The following is a 16,385-nucleotide window of genomic DNA, read 5'->3' on the forward strand; positions in this document are numbered from 1 at the left end:
CCTCAAAGGAGAGTCCTTCAAAAGGCGCGATAAACACCCCCCCACACACTTGCACAAAAAAGCACCCCAATGCATAAAATCCACATGCCTCATATCGAACCATAAAGATCAGTGGTTTATAGCATGATAAAATAAGAAACGAACCATTTGAAAAAATGGCATGGAGAGATCAAAGAGATCAATGATCATCCTCTCCTGTCGTATCAGGGGGTATTAACGCTTTATTTTTCTTAATTTTTATAACGCCAATCATTCCAGTGAAAATAATGCAGGCAGACATCGTTAAAAAAGAGCTCATCAATCCCACGAGAGCAAAAAGCCCAGCAATAAGGCCAGACGCAGCTTCAGCAGAGTTTGCTAGAGTTGAAAAGGTTCCAAAACTCTTACCAAAATCTTCACGACGAGAGTATAATTGAAGCGCAGAGACTAAACTAATATCCACAAATGCACCCGTAAATCCTAAAACACAGGCAAACACGAGAAGCAATTTTAAATAAAGCATTGAAGCGAAAGGCATAAGAAATAGAACAGCCCCATAAAGAAGCCAAAAGACCATAAGCTTTAATGATGTAACCTTGGATATAATTTTATGATAGAATACACCACCGATAATCGTTCCAACAGCCATGAGAGAAAAAAGTGAACTCACAAAGCTTTCCTCTCCCCCCACAGACAGAACAAAAGCTGGAATTAAAAATCTTAAAATTGCCCCCGTAAAGAGAATAGCAACCGACGAGCCAACGAGTGTAATAAATAAATTTTTATTTTCAGTTGAAATATATTGAAGATAGGAAACTGTTTCGCGATAAATTTTTATAAAATTGAATGATTTATTCTCACTTGAGTTTAAATTCACAAGATTAAGTAACACGATAATCGATATAAGATAGGTAAAAAAATCAAAAATGAGAACTGCCGATTTATCGGCGAAAAGAAGCAATAGGGAACAAACTAAAGGACCAATGACGGATGCTGTTTCGTCTATAATTTGTGCAATGCTATTTGCTTTAGTCAGATCCTTTCTTGCAAACATTTTCGGGATAGCCGCTTGAAAACTTGGTTGAAAAATACTTCTTCCTATTGTTGTACCTATTGCTGCAAAAATAAGCACAGTAATATGAGCCGTCCCTGTTATCGTGGTTATCAAAACGAATAATGAGGCAAATAATCTCACCACTTCACTTAAGATCATATTTTTCTTCAGAGAGAAATTATCTGCGAACCAACCGCCTATAGGTCCCAAAAAGAGAAAAGGGATAAATCGAAAAAAATACACAAGACCGATCAAAAAGGCATTATCCGTTAATTCTAAGACAAGTAAAATAAAAATAACTTCATAAGCATAATCGCCAACTTTAGAAATAAACAGAGAAGAAAAAAGAGAGAATGGACTCTTTTTAAAAAATAACTTCATATCAACCATCCGATATTAAACTTTTTGACAGTTAAAGTTTCCCGCCCTTTCATACAATTGGTGATATGAACTTCAAAGAAACGCCCGATCAAAGGATAAGCAGACTTTTGGGACATTTGACCAAAAAATGACTGCAACGCTCTCCCCAAGCCTTACCTCAATAACGCAAAACTCAACATTCCCCCCAACCGCTTCCTAACACGCCCCAAAACCTCCACAACCCAGAAATCCTCCGCGTCACTCCCCCCTTCCTTTTTACAGATCAACGTTTTTACGCTTTTACATTTTTATAGAAATAAGCCAAACGAAACTACCAAATCACCACGCCACTCCACTTCTGTAAACAACGATCTATAAACGACGCCCCAACTTCTTGCCCCTAAAATATTTCTGCACCACCTCTCAAAAAACATGTACCAGACAGAACCAAGCAACCCCTATCCACTCAGCCTTACCTCAATAACGCAAAACTCACACAACATTCCCCCCAATCGCTTCCTAACCCGCCCCAAAACCTCCACAACCCAGAAATCCTCCGCGTCACTCCCCCCTTCCTTTTTACAGATCAACGTTTTTACGCTTTTACATTTTTATAGAAATAAGCCAAACGAAACTACCAAATCACCACGCCACTCCACTTCTGTAAACAACGATCTATAAACGACGCCCCAACTTCTTGCCCCTAAAATATTTCTGCACCACCTCTCAAAAAACATGTACCAGACAGGACCAAGCAACCCCTATCCACTCAGCCTTACCTCAATAACGCAAAACTCACACAACATTCCCCCCAATCGCTTCCTAACCCGCCCCAAAACCTCCACAACCCAGAAATCCTCCGCGTCACTCCCCCCTTCCTTTTTACAGATCAACGTTTTTACGCTTTTACATTTTTAGAGAAATAAGCCAAACGAAACTGCCAAATCACCACGCCACTCCACTTCTGTAAACAACGATCTATAAACGACGCCCCAACTTCTTGCCCCTAAAATATTTCTGCACCACCTCTCAAAAAACATGTACCAGACAGAACCAAGCAAACCCTATCCACTCAGCCTTACCTCAATAACGCAAAACTCACACAACCTTCACCATAAGAAGCTCCCCTTTACTCTTCTTCATCGCTAACCTGTGGAGGAGGTGGGAGGATATAAGAACCTGAAAGCCAGCGATTGAGATCAATGGCGCGGCATCGGCTAGAACAAAAAGGATAAGCAGACTTTTGGGACATTTGACCAAAAAATGACTGCAACGCTCTCCCCAAGCCTTACCTCAATAACGCAAAACTCAACATTCCCCCCCAACCGCTTCCTAACACGCCCCAAAACCTCCACAACCCAGAAATCCTCCGCGTCACTCCCCCCTTCCTTTTTACAGATCAACGTTTTTACGCTTTTACATTTTTATAGAAATAAGCCAAACGAAACTACCAAATCACCACGCCACTCCACTTCTGTAAACAACGATCTATAAACGACGCCCCAACTTCTTGCCCCTAAAATATTTCTGCACCACCTCTCAAAAAACATGTACCAGACAGAACCAAGCAAACCCTATCCACTCAGCCTTACCTCAATAACGCAAAACTCACACAACCTTCACCATAAGAAGCTCCCCTTTACTCTTCTTCATCGCTAACCTGTGGAGGAGGTGGGAGGATATAAGAACCTGAAAGCCAGCGATTGAGATCAATGGCGCGGCATCGGCTAGAACAAAAAGGATAAGCAGACGTTTGAGACATTTGACCACAAATAGGACAAGGATGCGGAGGACGGTGCTCTTTTTGCAAATTGGGTTCTTTTTGCTCAGAGAGCTTTCTTTGGCTTTGAGACGTCTGTGTTCTTTCGTCTTTCATTGAATTTTCTTCTGTTCCTTTTTTTTCATTTTTACCTTGTTTCATTTCCGCTTTGCACTTTTTGGTATACTTTTTAGTGCTTTTTACCCTATATTGGCTTTTGCCTTAAAATTTCTCTACAGCGTTTCTTCCATCCAATGCGCATAAAGTGGATAATGATAAGCGGTCAACAGATCAGCCGTTTCAGCCAAAGGCAATCCCACAACATTAGAATAAGAGCCGGCGATATAGACCACAAAAGCCCCTGCTTTTCCTTGGATAGCATAGCCCCCCGCTTTCCCTTGCCATTCTCCTGAAGCAAGGTAAGCCTTCATCATGGAAGAGGTTAAGCGTCTAAAACGAACACGACTTTCAACCAATTTTACGGTTATTTTTCCCTGTTCATTCAAAACACAAACGGCACCATAAACCTTGTGCGCGCGTCCAGAAAGGAAACGTAAACATTCATAAGCTTCATCCTCGCCTTCTGGTTTGGGAAGAATGGTACGCCCAACAGCCACCACCGTATCAGCCGCTAAGATAATCATTTTCTGCCCAGGCAATTTTTCTTGGACGTTTTGCAATTTTTCTTGGGGCTTCTGATTTTCTTGGACCTTCTGAGAGTACCAGTTCAAAATCTCTTGCGCTTTTAGTGCTTTTTCCTTTGCCAAACGTTTGGCAAGGTTTGCAGGATGTTCTTTTAATTTTGGTGTTTCATCAATATCGCTTGCATAAACCTGCTGAGGATCAATGCCTATTTGGGCCAGAAGCGCCAAACGCCGTGGTGAAGCGGATGCAAGCACCAAATGAATTTCTTCCCCAAGAGTTTCCGCCCAATGTTTTTTCCCCCACTCTTTTATACTTTTCATTTCCACCCCTTGCAAAATCGGCTTTTTCTCTTACCCCATTTTAAGCGCTCCTTTTTAAACGCCCCTGCACTATTGATCTCCTTATGCTTTTTGTGCACTGATTTGACACCTTATTCAAGGTCATTTTAAACATTCATCTTATCTCACACATAGATAAGTACCCTAAAGGTCTTTTAAAAATAACAGAAAAATATTGTAAATTTGACAAAAAAGCGCAAACCCTCATAAGGCTACTTATAGCGGTATGTAATACGTCCTTTTGTCAAATCATAAGGGGTCATTTCGACCATAATTTTATCACCGGCTAACACGCGAATACGATTTTTTCGCATTCTTCCAGCGGTATGGGCAATAATTTCATGATCATTTTCCAGTTTCACACGAAACATTGCATTCGGTAAGAGTTCGGTAACGACACCAGAAAATTCTAAAACTTCTTCTTTTGACATAAACCATCATTTCCTTTACAGTGCACATATTTTGTTAAGCTGTGCGTTATTTTCCAGCGTTCATATCCTATTTTCTCAAATTTGTGAATAAAAATTCAACAAAAAGGGAAAGGTTTTTCAAGTTTGCTCTCTTTTATTCTCAAAAAACCTCACTCTCCATTTTGAGAATGACGACTTTATCCACTTAAATTTTATCTGCCAATTTCCTCCAATTTTTATTATGATCTTGATTTTAGAGCGACAAGAAATTACGCTCAATTTCCTAAAGTTCTTCTTCCACACCTGTGACCATCCCCCTATTCCCCCACATTCTCCCGTCAAAACACGCCTCGCCTTTTCACCCCAACTTATCTCTCCACGCACAAGCCTTGTTCTCCCTAATTTGTCTTCCCCCATTCCACACCATGATACACGCCCAACACACGCCCAACTCCTTAACCCTAAAAATACACAACGCATAAACCCGTCCTTAACTTCCTCTTCCTTGTTTTACGGCTCCACGTTTTTACACTTTTACATCTACATCTTTACAGAAAGAAGCCCAAAAAAACTCCCAAACCACCACCGAACAATCACCTTGCTTTAAAAAACTCCCCCAAAGAACAAAACTTCCCACCCCACACCCTACACCGTTTTATAAACGACAACCTAACTTCTTGCCCCACACCGCTCTTACAAATAATTCTCTCCCACACCAACCTCACGCCCAACATCCCCCCTTCTCGACATCACCATCCCCTCAAAAGGCGCTGCTGCACAAAACGCAACAACAACCCCACTCCGAAAATATTCAACACACACTTGCACAAAAAAACACACACATTGTAAATCTATACACCCCATATCAACCTCAAAGATCAGTATCTCACGGCATGATCGGATAATTCTTTTGATCCCCACAATGCTTTCATGTTCCAAATATTTTCATTTTTCTTACCAATCTTCTGAAATTCCTTTATTGATAGGTCTGTGTTTTTGATCATCTACGCAACGGTCAAATAGGGAGTTGAAGACCCGAAAACTCGTACATGAATTTGCTCCGCTTTGCGGGTATCCCGGAATTCCTGGAGTTTTTGCACTGTCCAGGTGCTTGTCTGCGCTAAAAGCAAAAAAGCTGACTCGGACTCAGTACTTGTTACTCCCGGAATACTCGTCCGATGGCGCTTGCACTTGGCGGGGGTGCAAAATGCCAACCAAAAATCCACATTTTCCAACTAAAAATCCAAATTTTATTGACATTTCTGATCAAGCAAAAGAATTCGTTATAGACGCATTGCCATGGGGCTTTCTCAAAAAGCATGAGGCAGCGCTTTAGGAGTAAGTTTTCAACAAATCCAAAAATATGAAAAAGGCGCCAACCGTATCAGCGCAAAATGTTTGCTCGAAATCACTCAAAAACTAGAAGTTCCGATAAGCTTTTTTATGCGGATCTTTTAGCCACCGATCTTGGGACAAAAGAAGATCTGGTCTCAGAAGAAAACCTCTCAAACCATGATCAAGAAACCTATAGCGAAAAAGAACATGCCCTTTTGAAAAATTTTAGAGAGCTTAAGCCGAAAAAACAGAAAGCCATTTTGTGGTTGCTCTCTAGATTAGGCAAAAGCGCACCACTCCACATTATTCGCTCATAGAGCCCTTTTGGTAAAATTCATACCACACCTCAAAGGGCTGAGTTCCATAAGGAGCAACAAACAAGCTCCATTCCCATGCTATTCTTCACGCAACCCTGCACACCAACTTTTTCACACTCTCTCCCTCATACTTTTTTTACCTCTTCACGCTTAAACACAAAAAGCAATCCGACCATCCCGATATTGCCAACATGACGCATCCTTACGCATAAGAATTTTCTCATCTCCCCACGCCTCAAACAACAGCATTTTATAGAAGCTTACGAGCAAGCCCCCCATTCCCTCACGCCATCCTTTCCGACACCTCACACACTCTATCCTCTATTCCCCTCTCGTCAACACACTCTCGTCCCCTCATCTCCATACGCATTCTCTCCCATTTCAACACTTTCTCCCCCTCCCCAATTGCGCCACAGCACTTAACACTCCTTTTCACCCCAACTTATCTCTCCATTCACAAGACTTGTTCTCCTCAATTCGTCTTCCCCCATTCCACGCCATGATATACGCCCCCACATGCCTCCATACACAACACATAAATCCTCCACATCCTTAACTTCCCCTTCCTTTTTTACGGCTCCACGTTTTTACGCTTTTATATTTTAAAAGAAATCTGTAGACTAAGCTGTCGATAAAAAGACCTATTAACTTGTCCCCGCAAGACAAAACTTCCCCCCCACCCCGTACCACTGAGAAAACAAAGATCTGCAAACGACAATCCAGCCTCTTACCCCGAATGACTCTCTTCACCACCACGTAAAGAGCCGTTTTTTAGGGCATAAGAGAATAATTCTTACGATTCAAAAAATATTTTTATTTTTCTTGCCAATCTCCTAAAATTCCTTTATCATCCAGAAAATATTTTGATTGCCTACGCAGCGATCAAGAGGGAACTAAAAGCCCTAAGCTCTAGTGTAAAAATGAACCCACTCTTGTGGATTTTCCGGGATTCCGAGAGTCTTTGCCATGTCCAGGTGCAGTTCCAGCACTAAAAGCAAAGAAGCTGACCAGAGCTCAGTACTTGTTACTCCCGGAATACCAATGCGAGGGCGCTCGCATCCGGTGGGGGGGTGCAAAGTGCCAACTAAAAATCCACATTTTCAAACTAAAAGTTCAAATTTTATTGATATTTCTGATTAAGCAAAAGAATCGTCTATGACGAATTTCAATGGATCTTTCTCAAAAAACCTCACTCTCCATTTTGAGAATTACAAGTTCATTCCCTCAAACTTTACTGCCCCATTTCCTCTAATTTTTAGGCTAATCTTGGTTTCAGAGAAACAAGAAATTACGCTAAACCGCTTAAACTTTTCTTTCCACACCTCTGCCCCTCCTCCGTTCTCCCCCCACACTCTCCCATCAAAACACGCCTCGCCCCTTCACCCCAACTTATCTCTCCATTCACAAAACTTGTTCTCCCCAATTCGTCTTCCCCCATTCCACGCCATGATATACGCCCCCACATGCCTCCATATGCAACGCATAAATCCTCCACATCCTTAACTTCCCCTTCCTTTTTTACGGCTCCACGTTTTACGATTTTACATCTTTACAGAAAATATCCCCGCGCTACTCTGCAAATAATAATGCTCTACAAGCCAGCCTCTCACCCAGCGCCCCTGACTGACCTCAGATCACCGCTCCTTAAATGATGGCAGCTTCTTCAGGCACAACAAGCAAACCCTATCCCCTCATGCCTTCCTTCGCACATCCCTTCCTACCACCAGCTCTTGTACGCACCGTCCGTCCCCTCTAAATTGTCCATACGACACTTTTTCCTTCCTCCATTCCCTCCCCCGTCAGCAAACCAAAGTACTTAACATCGCTCTCTTCATCCCATCCTGTCCTCCATTCACAAGACTTGTTCTTCCCAATTCGTCTTCCCCCATTCCACACCATGATAAAAGCCCCCACATGCCTCCATATGCAACGCATAAATCCTCCACATCCTTAACTTCCCCTTCCTTTTTTACGGCTCCACGTTTTACGCTTTTACATCTTTACAGAAAATATCCCCGCGCTACTCTGCAAATAATAATGCTCTACAACCCAGCCTCTCACCCAGCGCCCCTGACTGACCTCAAATCACCGCTCCTTAAATGATGGCAGCGTCTTCAGGCACAACAAGCAAACCCTATCCCCTCATGCCTTCCTTCGCACATCCCTTCCTACCACCAGCTCTTGTACGCACCGTCCGTCCCCTCTAAATTGTCCATACGACACTTTTTCCTTCCTCCATTCCCTCCCCCGTCAGCAAACCAAAGTACTTAACATCGCTCTCTTCATCCCATCCTGTCCTCCATTCCCAAAACTTCTCACTCCCAATTCGTCTTCCCCCATTCCACGCCATGATAAAAGCCCCCACATGCCTCCATACACAACGCATAAATCCTCCACATCCTTAACTTCCCCTTCCTTTTTTACGGCTCCACGTTTTTACGCTTTTACATTTTTACAGAAATCTGTAGACAAAATTCCGATAAAAACACTGATTAACTTGCCTCCCCCCTCACCTCAAAGGACGAGGGTTCCACGCAGCGCTAGTTTATGAACAATCGGGCTTCTCTTGGCCAATGACACTTGAGCAACCACTCATGCGATTCACATAACAGTTTGCTGAAAATAGAATAGACAATTTATCCACGCCCTAAACTTTTCTCTCCACACCTTTGAGCCTCTTCCACGACTCAAGACAAAGCTCTCCAACGACAAGATGTTGATTTATAAAGAGTGTTCACTGTTTTACATATTGAATGAGAGTCTCGAATATTGTAAGATTCTCTCATTTCAAATCCTCTATATTGAATCAATCAAAACCACCTCTTTTACACGTTACAAGCGGATGACCCTGCGTGGCATAAAAATTGTATAAGAATGGCATGTAACCGTCTCAAGTGCCAAAGACTGTCGCAACGTTTTAGGGCTGGCAAAGTATATGATGCCGGTTTACTCTTTTATGAAGCGTAAAGATGAAGGTGCCCTATAAGTTTTATACACTTCATGGGGCCTCTACCTTTGTACCCTTCATAAACGCCATCGCAAAAAGAGCTTGGATGTGAGATGTCTCTTTAAAACAAGCCGGTAAATTATTAACCCCAGTGTATTTGATAAACAAAGTGTATTTGATAAACAAAGTGTATTTGGTTTGGAGCATTCCATTTTGCATAAAGGTTGTGCCCCCCAAAAAAACACGCAATAAATATGATAAATAAAAGCGTAAAGAAATCTCCATTCTTCAAAAGCCATTTCCTTACATGCTTTTGAAAATCATAAAACTGAATAAAAGGAGATGGCAAAGATGAGAAGGGAATTTTTCCCCTTAAAAACGCCTCCCCATACGTTCCTCCCCATACGTTCCTCCCCATACGTTCCATGTCATTGATGACAACACGCCATAAACGCATAAATTCTCCCCTCTTTTTTGCGTATTTCTATTTTTACGCTTTTATACATTTACAAAAATATCTATACAAAATGATTACACGACCACGTTGTAAACAATCGCCTTTAAAATCTCGCACCCACTTTCACTTCAATCCCCCACTTTCACTTCAATCATAGAGATAAAAATCGGTCTATTGATTTTATTGACCAGCGCAAAATTTTGCGATCCAATTCTGATTATCGAAAGGATTCATAAGAAGCATTTTTACAACTTTTAAAAGAATCTTTTCCTCCATGCAGTGCTTTTTATAATGGACAAAAATCTATTGAATGGATTCAACTTTAAGAAAGTTGGACATGAGAATTTTTTTTGATTTTCTCCTTCAACACCGACAACAATAAATTGTTCTTATATGTTAATGTTTTTTGTTTTCTCGTAGAGGCAGCAGCAGCATCAAACGCGCATCCTTTTCTAAAACAAAAGCTTCATCACTGAAAGAAAAGATCAAAAAAAAAAGGCTTGTTTCTTATAAACAAACCTCTCCAAATCTTAAACAACTTCCTCTCGAAGCATCTAAATGCACTTCAGAAAAGCCAAAATGAATACAAAGATTTATTTAGCACAAAGTTAAAAAAAATCAAGAACAAAAAATTTTTATAGCTAATGCGCCTTTTAGAAACAGTTTTTCTTCCCCCCCACCGCGCAACAATCCAACGGCTCGACAAAACATTTGAACGAATCGTCCCCCTGAAATAACGCAGGCTTAAAAAAACACGACAAGCCACGTCTTTTTTTTAAAAAAGATCAATCGCAAACACGCATAAAAGCCACCCTTTTGATAAAAGATTGCTTTAAGAAGATCAAAAATCTTGATAAACCATCGCTTTAATAAAAAAGAAGCGGAGTTCTCAGCATCTCCGCCTCTTTGAATAGTAAAATTATAATGAGAAATAATTAAAAAAATTCAAGACTCTGAAGGGAACCAATTCGATAACAATTCATAGCGTACAGGATCATCAGCGCATTGTCCGCCACCACATTCCAGTATGGTAGAAATCAAATTAGCCGCAATCAAAAACACAAATAAGAAACTTGCCGTTTTACTCAAGATAGGAAAAGCAGAAAATTCTTTAAATTTGTGTGCCAATTCGCCTAAAATCATGACGCTCGCAACAGCAAAGATACAAAGAACAGAAATAATGAAAGCCCAAGTATAAAAATGCAATCCAAAGAACGTTGAACCATATCCCAGATCATCAGGTGTGATATGCAAAAATACCTGCCGTGCAGCAACAGCACTGGTTACCATACAACCGATAATAACCATGCCATAATGGGTATTTTTCACCTTATGATGAATATTGAGCAAGAACCCACAACCTGCGAGCATCAATCCAACGCGTTGCAACAAACAAAGGGGACAAGGTAACTCAAATTTTACCAATTGATAATAAAAAGCGACCACCAAGACAACGGACAATCCAATCAGTCCTAGCGTATTCATAAATATGACGAAATGAGGATTTTTTTGTTCAACATTTTCCATGGCTATTCTCTCAAAAAGATAAATTTAAAGTAGAAGTTGCGTGGTGATTAAAGGTTAGAAGAATAACAACGAACAAGATAGCCCACAAAGCATAGCTTATATTTTTTTTACCATACACCGTCGTTATTGCAGTGCCTAAAGCGATTAAAAATGGAAAAAACATGACTTTTAAATCTCCTTTCTTAATATTCCGGTGTTTAACTGTTATTTCTTATTGTACAAGTTCATACATATTAAAAATTAGGCAAAAAAGAGACCAATGAATTTATTATTCACAATTCATCCCTCACTTTAATATTGTCTTTAATATTTCTGGCATTGCCGTTACATTTCTGTGAAGAAATGATGAAAAGCCCCATCGTCTAAAAACGCCTCTAAGCAAAAACACTAAAGCGTTGATTATTTGTATTCTTTTATCTCAGCAATCACTAAAGAATCTATTTCCCCCCTATCTAAACAGCAAAATAAGAAGCCTTTGAAATGAAAGATATCTCTCTGTTATTTTTTCTCAAAAACACCCTTATTTGCAACGCACTTTTGCCATAAAAATCTCTTTATTATCATAAATATTGTTTCAAATTGCACCATATCACAGTATATGGTAAGAGTATTTATTTTAGCAATAAAAAATGAGACATTTTCTAAAAAATCTTATACTTAAAGACTTTTCCAGAATATATTTCCAGCATGTATTTTTTTCTTTTTGCTTCAAAATGAACGACACGTTCGCTGTTTAAAGCCCCCACCGCTCAATATTTTAATACAACGACATTTTAATACGACGACTCAAAGGACAGTAGTCCATGCGTTTCAAGAGCGTATTTTTCAACTGCTGTCTTTCTCCTTAAATTTTGACCTTTCAATCCTATTTAAAAAAAACTATTTTTCTGCCAAAGATTGGCTTTGCAAAGAGATTATAAAACTCTTAAAAAAATAATGGTAAAGAATCGCCTTGAATCTTTGAAAAGGATTGAGAATGACAAAAAAATCATGTGATGTCGCGATTTTAATGGGGAGCCAATCGGATTGGCAAACGATGTGCCATAGTGCCGATATTTTAACGAATCTTGGTATTTCTCATAGTTCGCATATTGTCTCAGCCCACCGCACTCCTGAACGCCTTTACCAATTTGCAAAAGAAGCAAAAGCAGCAGGTTTTAAAATTTTAATTGCCGGCGCGGGAGGTGCAGCTCATCTTCCTGGTATGCTCGCAGCGCTTACGCCCCTTCCTGTTTTTGGCGTTCCTGTGCATTCACAGGCTCTCTCTGGTCAAGACTCTTTGCTTTCAATCGTGCAAATGCCAGCCGGAATACCGGTTGGCACGTTAGCCATTGGCAAAGCAGGCGCCATTAATGCCGCCCTTTTAGCTGCAGCCGTTATAGCCGTTTACGATCATGATCTCGCCCAACGATTAGAAGATTGGCGTCAGCAACAAACAGCCAATGTTGCCCTAACGCCTATAACGGAGGTTTAAAATGACACCGTTTTCCAACACCACTACCCCATCCAGCCCCACCTCCCCATCCAACACCCCCACTCCGTCCAACACCACTACCCCATCCAGCCCCACCTCCCCATCCAACACCACCTCCCCATCCAGCACCCCCACTCCGTCCAACACCCCCACACCATCCACCGCCTTACCATCCAACGACATCACTCCCTCTCACATGTTCCCTCCAGGCAGCGTCATTGGTTTAATCGGTGGCGGACAATTGGCACGCATGCTCGCCATAGCAGCGGCAGAATTAGGATTTCGAACCGTTATTTTTTGCCCTGAATCTGATTGCCCAGGCGCTCAAACAGCCAACAACCATATTATTGCCTCCTATGATGATCCATCAGCCTTAGATAATTTTATTGCTCAGAGCGATGTTGTCAGCTATGAATTTGAAAATCTTTTGCTTGAAACAGTTCAATATGTAGAGCAGAGTAGGCCTGTTTATCCTTCTTCGCACGCATTAGAAATCGCGCAAGATCGGCTTTTTGAAAAACAATTTTTACGGGATCAAGGAATTGATACCGCCTCATGGCATGCTATTGACGATTCTTCTTTTCTTCTTTCCGCTCTTGAAGCCTTAGGGGGGCGTGGTCTTTTAAAGACGCGTCGTTTTGGTTATGATGGAAAAAACCAGATTAAGCTTGATCATCCCGATGAACAAACCCTTACAGAAGCCTTCGATTCTTTTCACAAACAGCCTTGTATTTTGGAAGAAATCGTTCCTTTTTTAGCGGAAATTTCTGTTCTCTCGGCCCGCACAAAAAAAGGAGAGCATATTTTTTATGATTGTCCTGAAAACCAACATAAAAACGGGATTCTTCATAAATCCTTTGTTCCGTCCCATATTCCCCTTGAAGTGCAAAAAGCCGCGCAAGATATCAGCGCCACAATCATGGATGCCCTCGATTATGTTGGTGTTCTTTGCATTGAATTTTTTGTCTTAACGGATGGACATCTTTTAGTGAACGAATTAGCGCCGCGTGTGCATAATTCTGGTCATTGGACGCAAAAGGCATGCCTCACTTCACAATTTGAACAGCATATCCGTGCTATTTGTGGTCTTCCCTTAGGCAGCCCCTATCGCCATAGTAATTGTCAAATGACAAATCTTCTTGGGAACAATTTGAATACTTTAAAATATTTTCTCACGCAAGAAAACACTTCAATCCACTTATATGGCAAAAGAATTATTCACCCCCACCGCAAAATGGGCCATGTTATTCAATTAACAGGACCAGCCAGCAAATCTTAACCCCCCCTATACAAATACTTTCCCCCAATGAACTGAAAAAACAATTTCTCTCGCCCACCTCTTCACCCCCCGCACCTAACAGTCCTTCCCCCCTACAAACCCTATCCTTTTAAGCATTAAGAACATCACCTCTCCTCCCCCTCAAAGACAAAGCGCCACCTCACATCAATATCCATGCGGTTCAACAACACCCCTAAACCTCTCAATTCTTTCAGCCCACCCCACTGCTTCCCTCTACAAGCCCCCCTCTTTTAAAAACATCCCTTTCCTCTCAACAGACAAAAACCCACTCCACAATCCAACGGCTCGCCCCTTTCCCCCCTTCAAGCATTGCAGCTGGCGCACATGCCTGACAGAGCTTCACAAGCCCCCACAAACAAGCCCTTCGTTTTAAAGAGATCCCTGACAGAGCTCTTCAACGCCTGCTTTTCTCAAAAACATCTCTCCGCAGGCTAAAAACAATCTACCAACCATAGACCTTCACCTCCACCTTCCACCGCATCATTCTTCCCCCGTATGATAGAATCGTCCTCTTCTCTCCCCTTTCAATTCCAATCTTATAAGTGATAGACTTGCCTCTTGCGCGCCTATAGAAAACACTCTAACAATACGTTCTCATTACCTCTCGTCTTCCTTCTTGTGTTCATTCTTTCACAAAAGTGCCAAGCACCCCGCATCACTCCTAAGCTCCACGTCAACGATATAATGACAGTACTAAACTTACAAATCATGACAAAACATTGATTTATAATAATTACTTTTTTTCATGTTGAGTGAAAGTCCCGAATATCGTAAGATTCTCTCATGCCAAATCCGTTTATGTTGAATCAATCAAAATCATTCGCTTGCACATTACAAGTGGGATTAGCGTGTGGATAAAATTTGTATAAGAAAAGAGTAAAATGGCTCTTATGAACCGTCTTAACGCAAGATCTGTCGCGACCCCCACGAACTGGCAAAGTGTGTAACGGTGCCGGCTTGCTTTTCCACAAACGTAAAGATGGGGGTGTGCTCAATGGATTTATCGTTATACCTTTCACGGGTGCCGTCGCGAAATAGTCTTGGGTGCGTTGCGAAAGGTTTCTTTAAAAAAGCCCGTGAATGTGCAAATCAATGGCGTTTATTTTAGAAACATCCTCTCTCCCCTCACAAGGCGATATAACCTGTGTTGTATTTTTTAGGACTTGAAGCGTCTCTCCTTGTTTTATTTCGCGATAAAGTGTAAAATAGCAGATGTAAATACACGACACAGTGCAAGAAAACCGTAAATTCAGCTTACGCTCTAAAACAATAGTCGTTTAAAATATCACTCGCTTTAATATCTGTAATACTTGCTGTAATATCTGGATACTTGTCACCTTCGTTATTTTTATCGCCTTCGATCTTTCCCCTATAAAGTTACGTTATTTAAATTTGGCACCTAACAGCACTCAAGAACGAAGATTTCCGTGCTGATCTATCAATAATCAAGCTTTTTTTAAGTAAATTCAGCCAACATGAACACTTCATATTAAATGCCTTTTCGCCTATAGTTTGGTCATAAAATATAATTGTACTCACAAAAAGAATCGCTTATACAGCAAGGCGAGGAATTTTACATATCTCATAATAATGAAGGGAAGATGCGCTATAGGTCTAACACGTCGTTGGTATTATAATTATAAGTTGGTATTGTAATTATAACAAGTGCAGAAATCTTCTTTTCATCTCATAAAAATAGTTTGAAAAACTGAGTTATTCGCTTTATTAAAAGACAAAACATTCAAGACACAAACGAATATCAACATGACAACATCAAACCTCTCAAACACATCACAAAAAGAACAAAATGATACATACATTCAGTGGAATTTAGTCCTTGATATCCAAAAAGAAGTTAAGGAAACAGTAAAGTTTGGTGTTGTTTCACTGAAAGAATTTATATTCATAATCTTTATAAGCGTATTTTTATATATTTTCCTCTCAATAACAGGCAATGCGGATGAAGCCCAGATGAATGCTGCAACTGTAATCGGGTCGATATGCGTATTAATTCTGTACGGTTCGATACCAATCTTTTTGGTGCTACATATCCTAGTAAAGAAGAAACTGAAAAGAGTAATGAAACAACTAGATGAAGTGGTTGTTAACCAAAATACAATAAGGAGAGAAAAGTGACTGAAGCTATAATATTAGGGCGCATTCTAGGGATCATTCTTGGTTGTGCCATAATCACATTATCCGTTTGGCTTGTTTATTCTACCATTAAATATTGGAAACTGTACCGTAAAGCAGTTACAGGACTAAACTTAGCGATTCAAGAATGTAATAAAAGGATTAATAAATAAAAAAAATCATGAAAAACGTGGTATTAAAAATACCATGGTCCTTATTTTCAATTTCTAAGTGCATTTTAAGCGCATTTAATGTGATTATGACCTCAATTATTTAGGGCCAGTTATTTAAGGTATGAGACTTTTCGTAAGGGAACATTTGAAACTATAGGCATGATATTATGTGTGCAT

At 40.6% G+C, this 16,385-nt stretch carries 15 protein-coding genes and 3 pseudogenes; 6 read left to right on the plus strand and 12 right to left on the minus strand.

Annotated features, from left to right (window positions below; all coding sequences use genetic code 11):
• Positions 1-178 precede the first annotated feature (178 nt).
• The 6 genes and pseudogenes from BTR_RS09345 to BTR_RS09370 form a co-directional block, all read right to left on the minus strand.
• Positions 179-1,414: an MFS transporter gene (locus BTR_RS09345; protein WP_038474690.1), complete on the minus strand. Its 1,236-nt coding sequence runs from the start codon at positions 1,412-1,414 to the stop codon at positions 179-181.
• A gap of 1,108 nt (positions 1,415-2,522) precedes the next feature.
• Positions 2,523-2,651 (minus strand): annotated as a pseudogene (gene yacG, locus BTR_RS12065) (DNA gyrase inhibitor YacG); the annotation flags it as partial.
• A gap of 381 nt (positions 2,652-3,032) precedes the next feature.
• The gene (yacG, locus tag BTR_RS09350; RefSeq protein WP_012232290.1) at positions 3,033-3,314 is read right to left on the minus strand and encodes a DNA gyrase inhibitor YacG; all 282 of its coding nucleotides are present in this window, start codon (positions 3,312-3,314) and stop codon (positions 3,033-3,035) included.
• A 71-nt stretch (positions 3,315-3,385) separates the two neighbouring features.
• Positions 3,386-4,117, minus strand: coding sequence for a Maf family nucleotide pyrophosphatase (locus BTR_RS09355; RefSeq protein ID WP_012232291.1), 732 nt, complete (start codon positions 4,115-4,117; stop codon positions 3,386-3,388).
• Between the two features lie 230 nt (positions 4,118-4,347).
• Positions 4,348-4,566: a translation initiation factor IF-1 gene (gene infA, locus BTR_RS09360; RefSeq protein WP_010702900.1), complete on the minus strand. Its 219-nt coding sequence runs from the start codon at positions 4,564-4,566 to the stop codon at positions 4,348-4,350.
• A gap of 672 nt (positions 4,567-5,238) precedes the next feature.
• Positions 5,239-5,484, minus strand: coding sequence for a hypothetical protein (locus BTR_RS09370; RefSeq protein ID WP_038474022.1), 246 nt, complete (start codon positions 5,482-5,484; stop codon positions 5,239-5,241).
• A 268-nt stretch (positions 5,485-5,752) separates the two neighbouring features.
• On the opposite strand from BTR_RS09370, the pseudogene BTR_RS13870 reads away from it, so the two are divergent.
• Positions 5,753-6,197 (plus strand): annotated as a pseudogene (locus BTR_RS13870) (helix-turn-helix domain-containing protein).
• 150 nt (positions 6,198-6,347) lie between these two features.
• Here the strand turns inward: BTR_RS13870 and BTR_RS12930 are convergent.
• From BTR_RS12930 to BTR_RS13545, 6 genes are all read right to left on the minus strand, one after another.
• Positions 6,348-6,506 carry a hypothetical protein gene (locus BTR_RS12930; protein WP_158305299.1) on the minus strand — a complete coding sequence of 53 codons (159 nt, stop codon included), beginning with the start codon at positions 6,504-6,506 and terminating at the stop codon, positions 6,348-6,350.
• Positions 6,507-7,485: 979 nt separating this feature from the next.
• Complete coding sequence (locus tag BTR_RS12935) at positions 7,486-7,692, minus strand: hypothetical protein (protein WP_041582689.1); 207 nt, start codon at positions 7,690-7,692, stop codon at positions 7,486-7,488.
• A 257-nt stretch (positions 7,693-7,949) separates the two neighbouring features.
• On the minus strand, positions 7,950-8,096 hold the full coding sequence (locus tag BTR_RS12940) for a hypothetical protein (protein WP_158305300.1): 147 nt from the start codon (positions 8,094-8,096) through the stop codon (positions 7,950-7,952).
• Positions 8,097-8,400: 304 nt separating this feature from the next.
• Positions 8,401-8,583, minus strand: coding sequence for a hypothetical protein (locus BTR_RS09390; RefSeq protein WP_038474027.1), 183 nt, complete (start codon positions 8,581-8,583; stop codon positions 8,401-8,403).
• 1,963 nt (positions 8,584-10,546) lie between these two features.
• On the minus strand, positions 10,547-11,128 hold the full coding sequence (locus tag BTR_RS09405; protein WP_012232293.1) for a disulfide bond formation protein B: 582 nt from the start codon (positions 11,126-11,128) through the stop codon (positions 10,547-10,549).
• Positions 11,129-11,138: 10 nt separating this feature from the next.
• A complete protein-coding gene (locus BTR_RS13545) occupies positions 11,139-11,291 on the minus strand; it encodes a DUF5993 family protein (RefSeq protein ID WP_012232294.1) in 153 nt (50 codons plus the stop codon).
• A gap of 813 nt (positions 11,292-12,104) precedes the next feature.
• On the opposite strand from BTR_RS13545, the gene purE reads away from it, so the two are divergent.
• The 5 genes and pseudogenes from purE to BTR_RS13190 all read left to right on the plus strand — a co-directional run bounded on the left by purE (position 12,105) and on the right by BTR_RS13190 (position 16,208).
• Positions 12,105-12,602: a 5-(carboxyamino)imidazole ribonucleotide mutase gene (gene purE / locus BTR_RS09415; protein WP_012232295.1), complete on the plus strand. Its 498-nt coding sequence runs from the start codon at positions 12,105-12,107 to the stop codon at positions 12,600-12,602.
• Positions 12,603-12,798: 196 nt separating this feature from the next.
• Complete coding sequence (locus tag BTR_RS09420; RefSeq protein ID WP_049776865.1) at positions 12,799-13,881, plus strand: 5-(carboxyamino)imidazole ribonucleotide synthase; 1,083 nt, start codon at positions 12,799-12,801, stop codon at positions 13,879-13,881.
• 902 nt (positions 13,882-14,783) lie between these two features.
• Positions 14,784-15,001, plus strand: a pseudogene (locus tag BTR_RS13550) (Arm DNA-binding domain-containing protein); the annotation flags it as partial.
• A gap of 665 nt (positions 15,002-15,666) precedes the next feature.
• Complete coding sequence (locus tag BTR_RS09425) at positions 15,667-16,038, plus strand: hypothetical protein (protein ID WP_038474033.1); 372 nt, start codon at positions 15,667-15,669, stop codon at positions 16,036-16,038.
• The gene (locus BTR_RS13190) at positions 16,035-16,208 is read left to right on the plus strand and encodes a hypothetical protein (RefSeq protein ID WP_169309792.1); all 174 of its coding nucleotides are present in this window, start codon (positions 16,035-16,037) and stop codon (positions 16,206-16,208) included. The genes BTR_RS09425 and BTR_RS13190 overlap by 4 nt, the downstream gene beginning before the upstream one ends.
• Positions 16,209-16,385: the final 177 nt, after the last annotated feature.

The sequence above is a fragment of the Bartonella tribocorum CIP 105476 genome, assembly GCF_000196435.1.
GTDB classification, from domain to species: domain Bacteria; phylum Pseudomonadota; class Alphaproteobacteria; order Rhizobiales; family Rhizobiaceae; genus Bartonella; species Bartonella tribocorum.